Annotated in this window: 9 protein-coding genes; 2 read left to right on the top strand and 7 right to left on the bottom strand. The window is 33.5% G+C overall.

Annotated elements, in window-relative coordinates:
* Nucleotides 1-277 precede the first annotated feature (277 nt).
* From ABE048_RS10015 to ABE048_RS10000, 4 genes are all read right to left on the bottom strand, one after another.
* A complete protein-coding gene (locus tag ABE048_RS10015; RefSeq protein WP_430311047.1) occupies nt 278-1039 on the bottom strand; it encodes a DUF6339 family protein in 762 nt (253 codons plus the stop codon).
* A 3-nt stretch (nt 1040-1042) separates the two neighbouring features.
* The gene (locus ABE048_RS10010; protein ID WP_430311046.1) at nt 1043-1891 is read right to left on the bottom strand and encodes a hypothetical protein; all 849 of its coding nucleotides are present in this window, start codon (nt 1889-1891) and stop codon (nt 1043-1045) included.
* Nucleotides 1881-3809 carry a hypothetical protein gene (locus tag ABE048_RS10005; RefSeq protein ID WP_430311045.1) on the bottom strand — a complete coding sequence of 643 codons (1929 nt, stop codon included), beginning with the start codon at nt 3807-3809 and terminating at the stop codon, nt 1881-1883. The genes ABE048_RS10010 and ABE048_RS10005 overlap by 11 nt, the downstream gene beginning before the upstream one ends.
* A gap of 220 nt (nt 3810-4029) precedes the next feature.
* Nucleotides 4030-6633, bottom strand: a complete 2604-nt coding sequence (locus tag ABE048_RS10000) for a cation-translocating P-type ATPase (protein WP_430311043.1) — start codon at nt 6631-6633, stop codon at nt 4030-4032.
* A gap of 730 nt (nt 6634-7363) precedes the next feature.
* Here ABE048_RS10000 and ABE048_RS09995 point away from each other — a divergent pair.
* Nucleotides 7364-8626 (top strand): leucine-rich repeat domain-containing protein, encoded by a 1263-nt coding sequence (locus ABE048_RS09995; RefSeq protein ID WP_430311041.1) that lies wholly within the window; start codon nt 7364-7366, stop codon nt 8624-8626.
* A 616-nt stretch (nt 8627-9242) separates the two neighbouring features.
* Here the strand turns inward: ABE048_RS09995 and ABE048_RS09990 are convergent.
* Entirely contained in the window at nt 9243-9803 is a 561-nt protein-coding gene (locus ABE048_RS09990) for an NUDIX hydrolase (protein ID WP_430311040.1), read from the bottom strand.
* Nucleotides 9804-9954: 151 nt separating this feature from the next.
* Nucleotides 9955-11262: a right-handed parallel beta-helix repeat-containing protein gene (locus ABE048_RS09985; protein ID WP_430311038.1), complete on the bottom strand. Its 1308-nt coding sequence runs from the start codon at nt 11260-11262 to the stop codon at nt 9955-9957.
* Between the two features lie 294 nt (nt 11263-11556).
* On the opposite strand from ABE048_RS09985, the gene ABE048_RS09980 reads away from it, so the two are divergent.
* Complete coding sequence (locus ABE048_RS09980; protein WP_430311036.1) at nt 11557-14304, top strand: bifunctional diguanylate cyclase/phosphodiesterase; 2748 nt, start codon at nt 11557-11559, stop codon at nt 14302-14304.
* 278 nt (nt 14305-14582) lie between these two features.
* On the opposite strand, the gene ABE048_RS09975 is transcribed toward ABE048_RS09980, so the two are convergent.
* Nucleotides 14583-16724 (bottom strand): bifunctional diguanylate cyclase/phosphodiesterase, encoded by a 2142-nt coding sequence (locus tag ABE048_RS09975; protein ID WP_430311034.1) that lies wholly within the window; start codon nt 16722-16724, stop codon nt 14583-14585.
* Nucleotides 16725-16984: the final 260 nt, after the last annotated feature.

Below are 16984 nucleotides of genomic sequence, written 5' to 3'. Positions count from 1 at the left end.
ACTCCGTGACCAACATCCTGTTGCCCCCATTAATTTCCTGAATAATGTTCAACCCAAATTAAAAACCCCACCATTCCCCGCTTACAATGATGAGGTTATTATTCTGATGCATTTAGAATTCATAACATTTTTTTCATTCAAAAATTAATCGTTGCTTCGTTAAAGAAAATCAGTGTACATCTACTTGATATTTAAAACTTTCAATATATCAAAGAAGACTTGGTTTTAGACAAACCCAACTTTTTGATTCAATGAAGAATAGGACAGTCTTCTAAAATCAACCTATTTCCACAATTTCTAAGCCAAAAACCTTACGTAGCCGTCCAAGTGCCATTTCTTTAACTTCTTCCTCAGTAAGTAAATCCAAAATTGTAGCACCACCCACAACATTAAAATAGCGGCATGCTTCGACAAAGTGTTCGCGTTTAATTTCTAAGCCTTCTTCTTTTAATTGAATAAGTGACTTGAGAATTCCTTTTCGGATTGCTTTGTTGGAGTTGAAGTTACTTGAGAAGAAAAGGACTGCACGAGCTGAGTAGTCTGCTTCACAGAAAAAGTCTGTTAGCCAGTAAGGATTGTCTATGTTTTCTTCGTCATAAGTCATGTAACCAGTCCACCAAAGTCGAGATAATTTGTGGACGAAAAGGGATCGTTTATGTCCCCATTCAAAAAACATGCCCGATTTGATTTGTTGATTCTTTTTTTCTTTCGCATCTTTTGCAATCCTGTAAAACATGAAGTCTCGGAATTGGTAATGTGCTAGTCCTACCCAAAGTCTTTCTTGTGTTGCTTGTGATACGGTTAAATCTTTCAAAGCTTCATAGATTATTTTGACGTTCTTGCCATCGCTTGCTAAATAATCTTCATCTTGATTAAATTGAGGCATATTAAATTCGATTTTAGATTCAATTAAACGACAAGGTTCATCTAAATAGGTTTGAAACCACTCCTGATCTAGCTGATAGTAATGAGGTAAGTTGTTATCAAAATTTACGCGCAACTCTTGTAGGGCATCTTCAGAAATGAATTGCAATTTCATCTGTTAATCATCCATTCTATTCAATTTTTCAATTTCTTTAAATGCATGTTGTAATGGGTTATGAAGTAGAAGTTGAGCTGCTTCCATGACCGATAATGAGCCATCACTAATTTGGTGTAATTGATGATGACTTGCTTCGAAGATTCGTTCAATGACTTGGAACCATTTGTACTCACTGTACTCTTCTTCGTGTTCTCGAATTGTCGAAAAAACCTCTATGAGAACTGGTAAGAAGACAAGTGAAAGAATCGTCTCCTTAAAACGTGAATTAGCATTATTTGCATAAATCTGATACATATCACTCGGTAAGCCCACTAGGATGTTTTCTGTTACTAAATCTACCGTCATCTTATCGCCTTTTTCTAATCGACGAATATTAATAATTGAAGGTAAATTTTGCGCTTCCATATCATCCTCTGAGATTTGAATATCTGCAGCCTCACCAAGCGCTAATAAGTTACCTCTTTCAAATTGAACGTTAAATCCTTGATAAAATGAGTCCAAATTCGGATTTTCATAGTTTGTAATGGTATTAGTTGCCAGAATAAACGTATGTAGTTCGACTTTACCTCTCAATTCTTCTGAAGGAATGCTGACGGATATGGATGTATCCTTTGATCTGAAAACTTTACGGTAGCTCGTTTGGGAGCATTCAACATGCATGGCATATTCCGCAAGATTATTTGCTATTAGCACTTCAATCGCTGAATCATGTAAAACAGCCTGCATTTCGATAATTAATTGACCAAACGATTGTTTTACATCAATCGTCGTATTAAAAGAACTTTTACTTTTGTAGTCATCGTTACCTTCTGCCAATACCGGATACGGGAAGTTCTCACTAAATTTCATATAAACTTACCTCCAAACGACAGAACTCTGCATAATCAATTTCAACTTCAAATGATAGCTGTTTTTGTTTACTTTCATTTTTAAATCGAACCGTATTTTTGTGAATCATGATGTCACTAAGCCCCTGACCTTTTAATAGATTGACAGGGATTTTCACTTCACTTTGCTCACCAAGAGCTCTAAATTCAAGGCGTCCTTTTTCAAAACCTTTTGGTGCTTTGACAACTACTCGATACAATCCTTTATCTTTTGATAAACAAAGTTGCTTTGATGTTGTTTCGATGAATTTATTTTTTTCTTTTGCTTCGCTTCCAGGAGGATTGTCCCCACCATTTGGTCCGCCTCCGCCAACATCTTCGTTTGGATTTCCAGCTCCCCCACCTTTACCTTGAGAGCCACCTTTTGTACCATCATCGAAACCACTACCGCCTTCATTTCCACCATCGATGATATCAATGATTTCATCGATTTGTGGATCCTCTTTTTGCTTATTCTTTGGTTTCTTTTTTACTTTTTGTTTTTTCTTTTTAAACACAGATTTAATTTTAACGTTCAAAGACTCCTGCAAATCCGCGCCGTTTCCTTCTAACAGTGTAGTATCTGGAAGGAAATCACTGAGTCCTATTGCATCCATTGAATCTGATACTTCATTTTGGAAATGTTCATGTACTGCTTCTTTGATAAAACGTTTTAAATCTTTGAATGCATTGTCAGCTTCTTTAGGATTTGTTTCGTATCGACTTGGTTGCCACTCATTATGTGCTGGGTTTTCTAATTGCTTAAAGGCTGCATTCATTTGCTGACCAGTTATAATCAACAATCCTGTAAATGAAATACTCCCACTAATACGATTTTGTTCAAATAATCGCATACCAGCTTTTCGAGTCATCAGTACTTTTCGATTTAAATCCTCGCCTTGCATTATGTATAGCGTTGCTTCGCCTTCTTCAAATGTACCTAACGTTTTATACACTTTTTTAGGATATGAAACTTGAATAGCATTGGGATCTGTTAGTACTTGGAAATATTTTTTCACATGGTTGAAAACTTCAACACTTTCATCTAATTCTTCAATCAGTTGAGCGATATTTTCTTTAGAGATGGTTTCATCTTCAATTTTTACGATTAGTTTATTTTGCCAAATGGTAATGAAAAAGTTCTTTAAGATGGATTGTGTAACAGCTTGTGTCCAATCTTCATTCGGTTCAAAGCCAGCCACATAAATATCTGTCCCAGATTTATCTCGTGAAAATATTGGATCCAAATTGCGAAGACCCTTGATGGCAGTTGAACTTTGATTGTCTGTAAAATACCCTGTTCCCAATGTTGTTAGATTTCCACTCTCTTTATATGACATGAAATTTGCAACACCAATATGAGATTGATAATTTCCCTGATCCAATGAAGAATAGAATAAAGTGCGTAGTTTGGAGTTTGCAACTGGTGCTGATTTCCCAATCCCAAAGCTTCCTCCTGAACTATCTCCTTTATTGGATGAACCAGCCTCTTTAACGAGAGAACTCCACGGTGTACCAAGTTTCCCTGTTTCCGCGCCTTCTAATCCTTTTGTATTAAAATCGCTAATACGTAAGAAAGAAATTTGTACATCATTTAATCTTTTCTTGGCTTGGCTGATAAATTGTTCAGTTTTATCATTTTTGCCTTTCCATGTATCTTCACATCGATTTAATATATCTAAAATTTCCCCTTTAGCTGGGAACTGATTAGATGGAAGCATAAATCGATTAAATTCAACTACTACTGGCTTTGTCTCATCTTTGATCGCGTCTAAAGAATTTTGACAAATTTCGCGAGTTAGCGAATCAATTTCGTTACCACGAAACGTTTCAATTCCAGCATTATTGATTGAATTAATCATACCTCCTGCAGCTGCAGGGAAATGCCAAAATGCATGCATATGTAACTCCTCCTTATCTACTATAATTATAGTATAAAATAATAATTAAATATTAATAATCCACTAATTTATAATTCTATATGAATAATTCGATACAAATTTGTACAAGATCACAACTAAGATAGAATAAAAGAGCTAGTTTTGAACGAAGACAATCAAAACTAGCTCTTTCTCTGTATTACTACATTTACCATGTCTTTATATTAACTCAAAAAACACATTATCTCCTTCTCACATACAACACTTTAAACCACTGATTAACTAAAAACGGCATTAATGATAATACGTAAATATAACCTAATTGGAGTCCACTTAGGTTGGCAACTTCAAATACACCTGAAAGTGATGGTATAAATAACACGGAATGTAAGCACACGACCCCTATCAAAAATGCTAGCCAAGTAAATTTATTCGAGAATACACCAATTGAAAAAATGGATTCTTTTGATCTGGAATTGAAGCCATGTATTAATCTTGATAAACATAGAGTTGTAAATGCCATAGTGGTTGCTGTTAGTGTATTACCTGCCGACAATCCTATTCGAAAAGCAATGATTGTAGAAATGGCAATTAATAGCCCTTCCAGAATGAGTTGAGTCGTAAATTTTTTATTTAATAATGGTTTGTGAATATCTCTAGGCTTATCCTTCATTATTTTTTTGTTATGTGGTTCCAAACCTATGGCAATAGCTGGTAAACTATCAGTCAGCAGGTTTATAAATAATAGATGAACTGGTGCAAAAGGAACGGGTAAACCAAATACAGTAGCATATAAAACAACAAAAATCGCTCCTGCATTTCCTGATAATAAGAACATAATGGCGTTTTTAATATTCGCATAGAGGCTTCTTCCATTCGCAATCGATTTGACAATTGTTGAAAAATTATCATCCGTTAAGACCATAGAAGATGCATCTTTTGCTACCTCTGTACCCGTAATCCCCATCGCCACACCGATATCAGCTTGTTTTAAAGCAGGTCCATCATTAACACCGTCACCCGTCATAGCAACGACATTTCCTTTTTCTTGCCAAGCTTTCACGATACGTAGTTTATGCTCTGGTGATACACGGGCGTAAACAGATAGATCTTGAACCTTGTCTTGTAGTTGTTCATCCGTTAATTCTTCAATTTCATGTCCTTCGATGGCTTCTGAAGGATGTTCTAAAATACCAATTTGTTTAGCAATGGCAGTTGCTGTTATTTTATGGTCGCCTGTAATCATCACTGGTTTAATACCAGCTTTTATACAGTTTGCAACCGCTGCTTTTGACTCTGCTCTTGGGGGGTCCATCATCGCGATTAACCCTACAAAAATTAGATCTTTTTCGTCGTCTACATGGATTTTTTGCTTTCCTATGTTTTTATAAGCAATGGCTAGTACTCGTAAACCATTCATCGAAAAATGACGATTAACATTTTCAATTTTTTTGCAATGTTCCTCTGTCATATCCAGTATTCCTTTAGATGTTTCGATTTTCTCAATTCTGGATAAAAGAACATCTAATGCACCTTTTGTAATCATTACATTTTGATGATTGATACGATTTACTGTACTCATCAATTTTCTATCTGAATCAAAAGGTATTTCTGCCACTCTCGGATATTGATCTCTAACGGTTATTTCGTCAAGTTGATATGACTTCCCTAATTTAACAAGTGCCGTTTCAGTAGGATCACCGATTTCTTTCTGATCACTTGTCACAGCATCATTACACAATAGGGCCATTAAGATTAAGTTTTTCTGAATTTTATTTTCATTATATAGTTGGTCATGCGGAATAGCTTTATGATCAACATATACGTGTTGAACACTCATTTTATTTTCGGTTAAAGTCCCTGTTTTATCTGAACAAATAACGGATACACTTCCAAGGCTTTCGACAGCATAGAGTTTTCGTATGATCGCATTTTCCTTGGCCATTTTTTGTGTTCCAAAAGCCAACACAATGGTCACAATTGAACTTAATGCTTCTGGAATGGCTGCAACTGCAAGCGAAACAGCAAACATAAACGATTCTACTAACTCGCGTCCCCTCACTAGATCAATCGTGAAAATGAATAAACAAATGATCGTAATTCCTAAAGCTAATTTTTCACCAAACTGATCAAGGCTTATTTGTAGAGGTGTTTTTTTCTCTTTCGCAGTATCTAGTAAATTTGCGATTTTCCCTATTTCTGTTTCCATCCCTATAGCTGTAACAATTGCTACACCACGACCATTCGTAACAAAGCTTCCAGTGAAAATCATATTATTTTTATCCGCAATGATTACATTATCATCTTTAATCGGATCGGTACTTTTTGCGACAGCTAACGATTCACCTGTAAGCGAGCTTTCATTTATCTGCAGATTATAGCTTTCTAATAATCTACCATCAGCACTGATATAATCTCCTGCTTCCAAAAAGAGAAGATCTCCAACCACTATCTCTTCTGAAGGAATCTCTATAATTTGATTATTTCGCATTACTTTCGCCACTGGGGAAGTCAAAGCTTTTAGATTATCCAAAGACTGTTCTGCCTTCACATGCTGAACAGTGCCGAGAATTGCGTTTAAAATAACGACAATCATGATGACAATCGTACTTTCAACTTCTCCTAATAGAAAGGAAATAACAGCGGCAATCATTAAAATAATCACGAGTAAATCTTTGAACTGTCCAAAAAAGACTGCTAAGGTACTTGTCCTTTTTCCTTCCTCTAATTCATTGAAGCCGTATTCTTCTTGTCGTACTTGGACGTCATAATCATTCAAGCCTTCATTTGTCACATCCAACCTATCCATGACTTCGACTGATGATTGTTGATGAAATTCTGACATATGCTTCCCCTTTCTTTGTGATTATTAGAATATCTACGAATAAACGAAAAATGTAGCAGATATCCTAGTAGCTATAGATTTTAAATAAATTCAAATACTTTTTAATGAATAGCAATTTGAGTGGAAGGAAGTTAACTTTACTAGATTTAAGAGCAATAGAATGCCAGGCCGATTTGCATGAAACAGGCTCTTGGGATTTCAACTTAAAACATTCAAAAAAAAGTTGAAAAGAATACTTCTATTTAATAATCTTTCAATTTGTAATCTGGAAGATTCCTGCATCGTGGTTAACTCTTCTTCTTTTCTACCTCCATATCACTTTAGCTCTTATACTATATTCATTGAATTCTTCCAGTATGATTACAATGAAAAGGAAAAGAAATTAATTAAGATTATCAAATCGATATTCTGCCAAGTCTGCTTATTGTTGCGGAATTTTTTGAAAGGAAAATCGCGATATGAAATACTTTTTCTAATTAATGCTTATTTCAATTTTTCGAATTACTTTATCAATTTTTCGAATTACTTTATCAATATTTTGAGGACTAAAAGCAGCTGCAACATCAATACAATTCAGTTTTCGTGGATTGGACTGCAGTTTTCGTGGATTGAACATATTTCACGTGGATTTACTATCTTTAATTATGATTCATACTCCCCTTGTAAGATGTCAAAAAAATGTTAAAATATTGTTCATAATCATTATTTTTGAAATAAAGGGGACGATATTTTGGTAAAAAAAATGAATAAAGCAATTTGTATTTCAATGATGACAGGGATGATAGGAGCTGCATCGGTTATGCCATTTTCAGATGTAGCATCAACTGCTTCAGCCAAAACTTTATACATTGTTAAAAGCGGTAAGCTCATTTGCGCTAAAACAGGAAAAACGGTAAAAGGATACAAAGTCTATAATTCAATTTTGTATAAGGATGGAAAAAAATATTCAGGGGTTTATAAAGGATACCAATATAAAAGTGGCAAGAAGTTAACAGGAGCTTATAAAGGGAACCAATATAAAAGTGGTAAGAAGTTGACTGGCGCTTACTTAGGAATCCAATATAAAACCGGAAAAAAATACACAGGAACAAAAGATGGGATTTCTTATAAAGATGGCAAAGTTGTATCCGCCAAAGATGTAAATAAAGTTGATAAATCAGCAATTGTCTATGTACAAGATAAAAACTTACTTAATTCCTTAAATGATATCTTAGGCCATAAAAACTTATCCCAAAATATCAAAGTGGCTGATTTAAGAAGTTTAAAAGGTACATTATTCTTGAATGGCGACACGGATGAAAGAGAAACCTTTGGGATGTTCGATATTGAAAATATTCAGCCACTCGCATTCTGTACAAATATTAGCGAATTAGCAATTGCCAATAACGCGATTCACAATTTATCCCCACTTTCAAAACTAACAAATTTGAAAAAATTAGATATTCGTTTCAACAATCTACAATCCATTGATTCACTCGAAAAATTAGTCAATTTAACTGAATTAAAAGTGTCTGGAAACACGTTAAAAGATGTCATGATCGTCCGCAATATGACGAACTTACAAGTATTAGATGCTTGGAATAATAAAATCGAAAACTTAGAAGGTATCGGGCAATTATCAAAATTAGAAACACTTAATCTAAACGATAACAAAATCAAAGATATCTCAGAAATTGCCCATTTAACTAATCTAAAAGAATTAAATCTTTCTAACAATATGGTAAAAGATATTCGTAAACTTAGTGAATCTAAAAACCTAGAAACACTTTACTTATCTTATAACAGTATTTTCTCAGTTGAAGGGGTAGAAGCATTAACACATTTACAAACACTCTATGTAAATAATAACTATCTGACATCAATGGAATCTCTAGCAAAAGTCCCAACTTTAACCACTCTTCATATTGAAGAAAATGAAATTCTAGTTGCAGATATCCTTCCAAGTGAGACATGGCCATCCATGCAAGATTATGTAAATGATTTTAATAAGTAATTGATGGAGCCCCCTCCCCCTCTGAATGCTATTCTGAAGGGGGTTTTTCTTATACTAAAAGCACTGATCAAAAAGAAAATACATTACTTACCATTTATTCGCTCTATTGACCAACTTATTCGCTCCATTCACGATTTTATTCGCTCTTTATCGCCATTTATTCGCTCCATCGACCAATTTATTCGCTCCATTTTAAATTTTATTCGCTCTTACAACATTTTAAGTCTTTAAAACTTCTCTAGTTCCACTTGATTAGATACAATTAATGTTGAAAACACACTTCTTACCATTTATTCGCTCTATTGACTGACTTATTCGCTCTTAATCGCCTTTTATTCGCTCCATTCACGATTTTACTCGCTCTTTATCGCCATCTATTCGCTCCATCGACCAATTTATTCGCTCCATTTTAAATTTTATTCGCTCTTACAGCAATTTAAGTCTTTAAAACTTCTCTAGTTCCACTTGTTTAAATACAATTAATGTTGAATGGGCAGCAGAATACAAAAAAAGACCGTCGATGCTTGTCCATCGAGCGGTCTAGTGAAATTGATTAACTTGAGTAAATTAGTACATAACTTAGCCCTAACTTATTATGGGTACTTCCCTTGTTATCCTATGCAAACACTTTTAACTTATCAATTAATTTTTTGTAAACAATTCTCATGTTTGATTCGCTACTTTTTTCTACTGCTTCATCAAATGTCATCCATTGAATGGCGCTATTTTCATCAGGTTTGACTTTGGTCATTTCGTTTTCATCCGCTTCGATCAGATAGGTCACGTTTAAATGCATATGTGTAGCAACATGCTTACCCTTTTTGACATGTCCGTCTACACCTAGAATTTCCACAGAGTAGATTTCTTCCGATAATGGTTTGATATTCTTTAAACCAGTTTCTTCTTCTGTTTCTTTTAGAGCAACGTGAAGAAGATCAGGGTCTCCATCTGCATGTCCCCCTATCCAAGCCCATGATTGATAAATATTATGGTATGCCATCAAAACTTTGGTATGATTTCGGTTTACAATCCAAGAAGAAGCTGTGAAATGGGCAAATTCATTTTCTCTCGTTAATATATTGGAAAATGTATCGATATATTGCAACATGACTTCTCGTTCTTTTGCTTCTTGCTCATTGTATGGTTGATAAACAACTAGTTGATTTCGTAAATTCAAATGTCTCTGCCTCCATTGATATTTCTTCATTGTCATTTCAATTGTAGCTTTTGAACAAAATTTGGTCAAAACGAGCTTAAATTTCCATACACAAGACAATCCCAACATTTACATGGTGGGATTGTTTTGTGAATTCGGGTAAAACATAAAATTATGGTTGCAGTACAGGATCACTCACAGGAAGATAAATTTTCTCCGGATAACTATAATCCCCATACTTCTTGTTATTAATCCGAATATAATTTTCTGTCCCACTCGTTATGACGTTATTTTGTAATGTCTTTTTATTTTCATCACTTAATGTATTATAAATCGGGTTGTATTCACTACCTGGACCAGTATTTTCCCAAACCATGAATTGCATGGCTCTTGGTACGGCATTAAATGTGTTCTTTTGAATGATTGGTTTACTTACGCCACTAAGTAAGATGCCTCGAGTTGTATCGTCTGGATTACTTTTATCTCCAATATTTTCAAATGTATTGTTTTCGATAGTAGGATCAGACCAATTCATCACACGGATGGCATCTGATCGCATATTCTGAAGCGTATTATTACGAATCACTACTTTTTTATGTAGGCTTCCTTCTGAATACTTATGTGTTCCAATAGCTCGATCTAAACCATCAAATACATTATTTGTGATCACGACATCGTTATTGGCTTGTTTATCATATTTACTCCAATTATGCGTAAATCCTTGTGTTGAAAGGTCTGGTGTATCCAGATTAATCCCCTCTTTATCATGTCCCTCCATATGGAGAGAAGATGTAAAGGAAGAATTCTTGATGACAACATGATTAGATGCATCCAATTCAATAAAATGACCACCATTCATATTTTTAAATTGAATATGATCAATCGTGATATTTTGGTTGTGCCCCATGACGATTCCTAATGTTTTCAAATCATAATTTAAATCGATTGTAGCTGAACCTTTACCAATGAGTTGAATATTTTTTTCTCCTTCAAACTTTCCATACACATGCGCTTTTTGAGCTTTTGATGGACGGACAAATTGAAAAATGGAGTTAGATGGTAGCATCTTTTCAGTACCTGTCTCTGTTCCTTTTATGATTGTCGCACCATCTTCAAGCTGAATGGTGACATTAGAAGGTACATATAAAGCATTCGTCACTGTATATGTTCCCTTTTTCAAGATGAGTTTACCGCCACTTGTTTTTTCTAATTGTTCGAGATACGAACGTAACATGTAATACGTTTTCGTATAGTCATTGTATGTAGAAAATTTCATCATTTTGGGATCTAGTGGTTTGCTTTTTGTAGTTACTGTATAGGTTGGCTTTGGTTGAACCTTTGTCTTTGCTTCTGCTGTTGAAGCTATCCCCATCATCAGAAACATTACTGTTGCAAAAATTACAATTGAAAAAGTAGATTGCTTACTTTTTTTTAGACGTTTAACTATCCCTTTTTTACTTTCTACCTTTGAAGTAGTCAAAATGAACCCCCGCCTTTCTACCTAAGTATACTACAAATTAAATCTCAATCCAATAAGAGGCTTTTCTCCTACAGCCGATATATGTTCACAATCTTCCATCATGTGATTTCTAGGAATTTAAATGACCAGATGTAAAGACTTCTATTAATATAAGGAATAATTTTACAATAAAATAATTATTTTTAACCTGCGATAAACAACTTATTAACTATTAAAATCACTTTTACTGTATTCGATTATATATATATTGGGTTATAATATTACTATATTTTTCAAAAAAGGAATGAGTTCTTGATGTCTAATGAAGAAACAAGATATTCTCGTCTTGCGAATATAACGAAAATGATTCATACGAAACTTGATTTACATGAAGTACTGGATCAGGTAACAATCGCCATATCTGAGGAAATCGTTCAATGTCATTCTGTTTTTATTTATTTACTTCAACAAAATGGTTCTTTTAAAGGATATTCTAAAAATGTCAGTACGTTTGATATGATTTATCCAGAAACAGATTTACTAGTAAAAGAAGTAATTGAAACAAGGAAGGCCATCTATATTCCAGATACATCAAAGGATTCTCGCCCCGACTCAAGAGCTGTAAAGGAAAATCACATTCAATCATTATTAGCCCTTCCCATCTCTTTTGAAGATAAGTTATTTGGACTCGTAATACTATTTGATGATGGTATTCCTATGAATTTGACAGAAAGAGAAATCCAAACCATTGAGGCCTATGTAAATATGGCTGCTGTTGCTATTCAAAACTCAAATAATTTAACTCATAAAGAACACCTTATAAAGGAAAAGCAGTTACTACTTGATGCAACACGGGGATTATCATTGTGTACTACTATACAGGAAAGTGTTGATAAATGTTTTTTCTACTTAGCTCAAGTTTTAAATACAAAGACTATAGACATTCATTTACTCGATCCAATAGCTGAGAAAAAGATAGTACCAACAATTTTAAGTAAAGATAGTGAGGTGAAGGAAGAAGACTGGATTAAAACACATCAATTAACAAAAATGGACCCAAGCAATGATGCTGTCATGCAAGAAGTATATGAAACGAAAAAAGCCATTTTCATTCCGGATGTCTATAATGATCCAAGACCCAATCTCGAGATTTGTCGTAATTTAGGTCTTAAAAGTTTACTAATGCTGCCTATCATATCAATGGGTGAGAATTTAGGACAAATATGTGTTGTCACCCTAGGAGAAAAGGAGACTAATTATACAGAGACTGAATTACAGCTAGCTCAGTCTATTATCGATTCTGCAGCTGCTACTTTAGCAAACCTTCTGTACATGGAAAAGCAAGAGGTAATAATCGAAGAAAGAACATCTGAAATTACTTTAAAAAATCAGGAGCTTGAAAGTGTCGTAACAGAACTACAGCAAATAAGCCAAGAAAAGGAATTAATTCTGAACTTTGCTGGTGAAGGCATATTCGGGTTAGACCTTAATCGTAATATTACATTCTGTAATCCAGCAGGAGCACAGATGTTAGGTTATGAATCAGAAGGAGAATTGATTGGACAATCAGTAAGGTCGATTTTTCATGAACCTCAATTAAAAAGAGCAGATATTTTGGATATTAGCTCCAAAAGTTATGTAAAAGAAGGGAAATTCCACAGAAAAGACCATACTACTATTCCTGTTGAATTTGTTGTCTCATTCATAAAAGAAGATTGTAATACCCTTGGCCAAGTTGTTACATTTAAAGATATAACAGAAAGAAAAGTTTTAGAAAGTGAGATTAAGCATCACGCTTTTTTTGATAATTTAACAGATTTACCTAATCGAGTACTTTTAACAGAGAAATTAACTCAAGCTATAGCTACTGCAAAGTTAAACGAAGAGAAATTAGCCGTATTGTATTTAGATTTAGATCGTTTTAAATACATAAATGATTCGCTTGGTCATAGTTTTGGAGATCAATTACTACGTGATGTAGCAGAACGTTTAAGTAATTGCGTACCAAATTTTGCAATGTTATCACGACAAGGTGGGGACGAATTTGCTATTTATTTACCTCATATCCAAAATGAAGAGGATGTCTTACATTTAGTGAATCTCATTATTGATTCCTTTTCTAAGCCTTTCAATTTATCAGACCACGAAATATATATGAAAACGAGTATTGGTATCAGTCTTTACCCTGATCACGGTGATTCAACTGAAATTTTATTAAAAAATGCAGATACAGCTATGTACAAATCTAAGGAAACAACAGGTAATAGTTATCATTTCTTTAGTAAAAAAATGGATAACAAAACATTTGAACATATTAAGTTGGAAATTGATCTTTATAAAGCTCTAGAACAAGATGAACTTGTTCTCTTCTATCAGCCTCAAATCAACTATAAAACGAAACTACTGGAGGGCGTAGAAGCTTTAGTAAGATGGAATCATCCAGAACAAGGGATGATATCACCTGAAAAATTTATTCCAATTGCGGAAGATACAGGATTAATTGTAGCGATTGGTGAATGGGTTCTTACCGAAGCCTGTAAACAGATAAAATCATGGCACAATCAAGGTTATCCTTTAAAAAGTATGTCCGTAAACTTATCCGTTCGTCAGTTTGAACAAAATAATTTATTTTCTATTGTCAAAAATGTATTAAACAAAGTTGAACTTTCACCAGAGTATTTACATCTAGAGCTGACAGAAAATCTAATTGTTAAAAATACAGAGTTAACGTTAAATACTATGAAACAATTAAATGGACTAGGGATTAATCTAGCCATAGATGATTTTGGAACTGGCTATTCTTCTTTAGGTTATTTAAAGAACTTACCCATATCTACATTGAAAATTGATAGATCTTTTGTACAAGAAATGACAGAAGATGAGGCAGCGATTACAAAAACAATCATTACTCTCGCTCATAATTTAAAACTTGATGTAATTGCTGAAGGCGTCGAAACAATGGAACAAGTAGAATTTTTAGCCGCTCAAGATTGTTATTTAATGCAAGGTTATTTTTTCAGTAAACCTCTAGCAGCTAATGATTTTGTGAAAAAGTATTTTTGAGCAAATGCTAACATTTCGAAAAAGAAAAAGACGTAGACAAACTCGATTTTTTTGAGTTTGTCTACGATTCCTGGTTCCTGTATTCAAACATATCATCTACTCTACATTCTGCTACAGTCAGCGCTTTCTGAGGGCAAAGCCTTGAACTCTTCTTCGCGACGCATTCAAAATGTATTATTAATATTCCAACAATAGAGGGGCCGTTCAACTTATTGGACAGCCCCTACCTTCTTGTGAAATTTACTTCTCTATTTTTATTAAATATTTTATCCTATCCATCAAATATAGCTATATATCTCCTGTTGTAGTTCTTCAAATTTTATCGATAATTCTTCTGAGCATATAGGTTTACCACATAAATACCCTTGAATATAATCAACATTTAACTCAGCTAGAAATGCAAATTGGTCGATTTTTTCTACTCCCTCAGCTATGATTTTTAGATTAAGATGTTTTGCCAAAGAAATAATCATAGAAATCAATACAGCGTCTTGATCATTTGATTGGATATTCTGAACAAAAGCGCGATCGATTTTCAAACAGTCCATTGGAAAGTCTTTTAAATAAGAAAGTGAAGAATAGCCTGTACCAAAGTCATCAATGGCAATTTTAACTCCTAATTGCTTTAAATCCTTCAAAGTCTTTATTGTATGGCTTGTATCCATTGTCATACTCTCCGTTATTTCAAGTTCTAAAAAAGCTGGAGATAGATTTGTTTTCTCTAAAATACCTTTTACAATTTGCACTAAATTGTGTTGGAAAAATTGCCGAATAGATAAATTAACTGCTACACATAGATCTTGCATTCCTTCATCGTGCCATTGTTTCGTTTGTTTACAAGCTGTCTCCAATACCCACTCACCTATTGGTACAATTAGACCTGTTTCTTCTGCAATCGGTATAAAAGCAGCGGGAGAAATTATCCCTTTTTTTGGATGTTCCCATCGAACTAAAGCTTCTACAGCGTCGATTTTTCCTGTTTTTACATTAAATTGGGGCTGATACTCAAGAAAAAGTTCTCCATTTTTAAGGGCATTGTGCAAATCGTGTTCTAATAATAAACGCTCTTCAAGATGTTGTTCCATTTTAGGTTGATAAAACAGACATCTTTCCACTTCTTGTTTTGCTTTTCGCATTGCAATTTGTGCATGTTTTAAAAGCTCTTCAATACTTTTTCCATGATCGGGATAAATACTAATACCAATATTTAATTTTACTTTTAACTGAAAATGTTGTATCTGAAATTGTTCTTCCATAATCTGATGAATTTGATTACAAACTCTAACTATTTTTTCTTGCTCTGTTACTTCTTGAAGGATGATTGCAAATTCTCCACCACTTAATCGACTGATAAATATTTTATTTGGAAGTGATTTACGTAAGCGATGTGAAACTTCTTGGATGATTGCATCTGTAATTGTTGTACCAAGTGATTCATAGATGACCTTAAGACGATCTATCTTTATCATCATAATAGCTGTTTTTGTATCTTTTTTCAGAAGTTCTGTCGTCAATAATTCATTTAAGAAGCGTGAATTTGGTAACTCTGTCAATTCATCATGATAAGCTGTGTGATGAAGAGATTCTTTAGAATTTTCCAATTTAGCTTTTGTCTCTATTAACAATTTAAAAGGTTCTTCCACTGATGAATAATAGAGCGCCTTTAAGAAAAAGTGATAGCTCAATAATTGAATTATATGTCCGATAAAATTTCGAATATCATATACATTAATATACGTAGTAAACATGATATCACCGAGAATCAAAAAGATTGAACCGAGTATGATCATTGTTCGCTCAATTGGACTTGAATCTCTACTTTTCCATAGATACACAACCAATATTAATTGCAAAAGTATAGCTAGACATTGTAAGCTCTTCTTTAATACAGTTGTACCTACACCATCAATGAATAGTGCTGGAAGTAAATGCGTTGGATAGAAAACCAAAAACATCCAAATTACTACGTATAATACTGCAAAACCATATGTACTCCAACGCCGGGCAGGACTAACCTTTTTAGGCTCTAATATGTATATAATCAATAAACCAACAGGTAATGTTAAACGACCAATGATATAAAACCATGTGGCTGAATATGGAGAACTGTCTTCTATAAAAAATGGCATCCCTTTATAAGACAACGTATGAATAATTTCTGTTATGCCTAAAAATAGAAAAAGTGCTCCTATATATAATCGTCTATTTGATAAAACAAAAGGAACAATCAACCATGCCTGAATAGCAATTGAAAATGAAGCGACGATAATAAGTATCTCCATCATTAAATGAATAGTAACATAATTTTTTTCTCCAAAGATTCCATAAAATTGCTGATCAAATACTAGTGTTAGAGAAAGTAATAGTAGTAAAAATACTAAGGTCCACCGGTATTTTTTTAAAACATCTAGAATTTCCATCTTATTTATATATCTCCTTTCAACTTATCAAGGAATAAATATCTAAATATTCAAATATTCTAACCAAAACCGAATGCAGTAAATCCTCTATGAGTGTCAATATCGGTGAAATAATGTGTATTTAACAATTTATAGTAATTTTGTATTTTCAAATAACTAAATTTATATAAAGTATTTATTTTTTTAATTACATTATACCTAGATAAAATACAAAATTATATAAATAATAAAATTATTTTCTTAAACTACTTATTTTTTTC

Source organism: Rummeliibacillus pycnus (genome assembly GCF_050459865.1).
Classification (GTDB): Bacteria; Bacillota; Bacilli; order Bacillales_A; family Planococcaceae; genus Rummeliibacillus; species Rummeliibacillus pycnus_B.
This window is presented reverse-complemented; position numbering and strand designations above follow the sequence as displayed.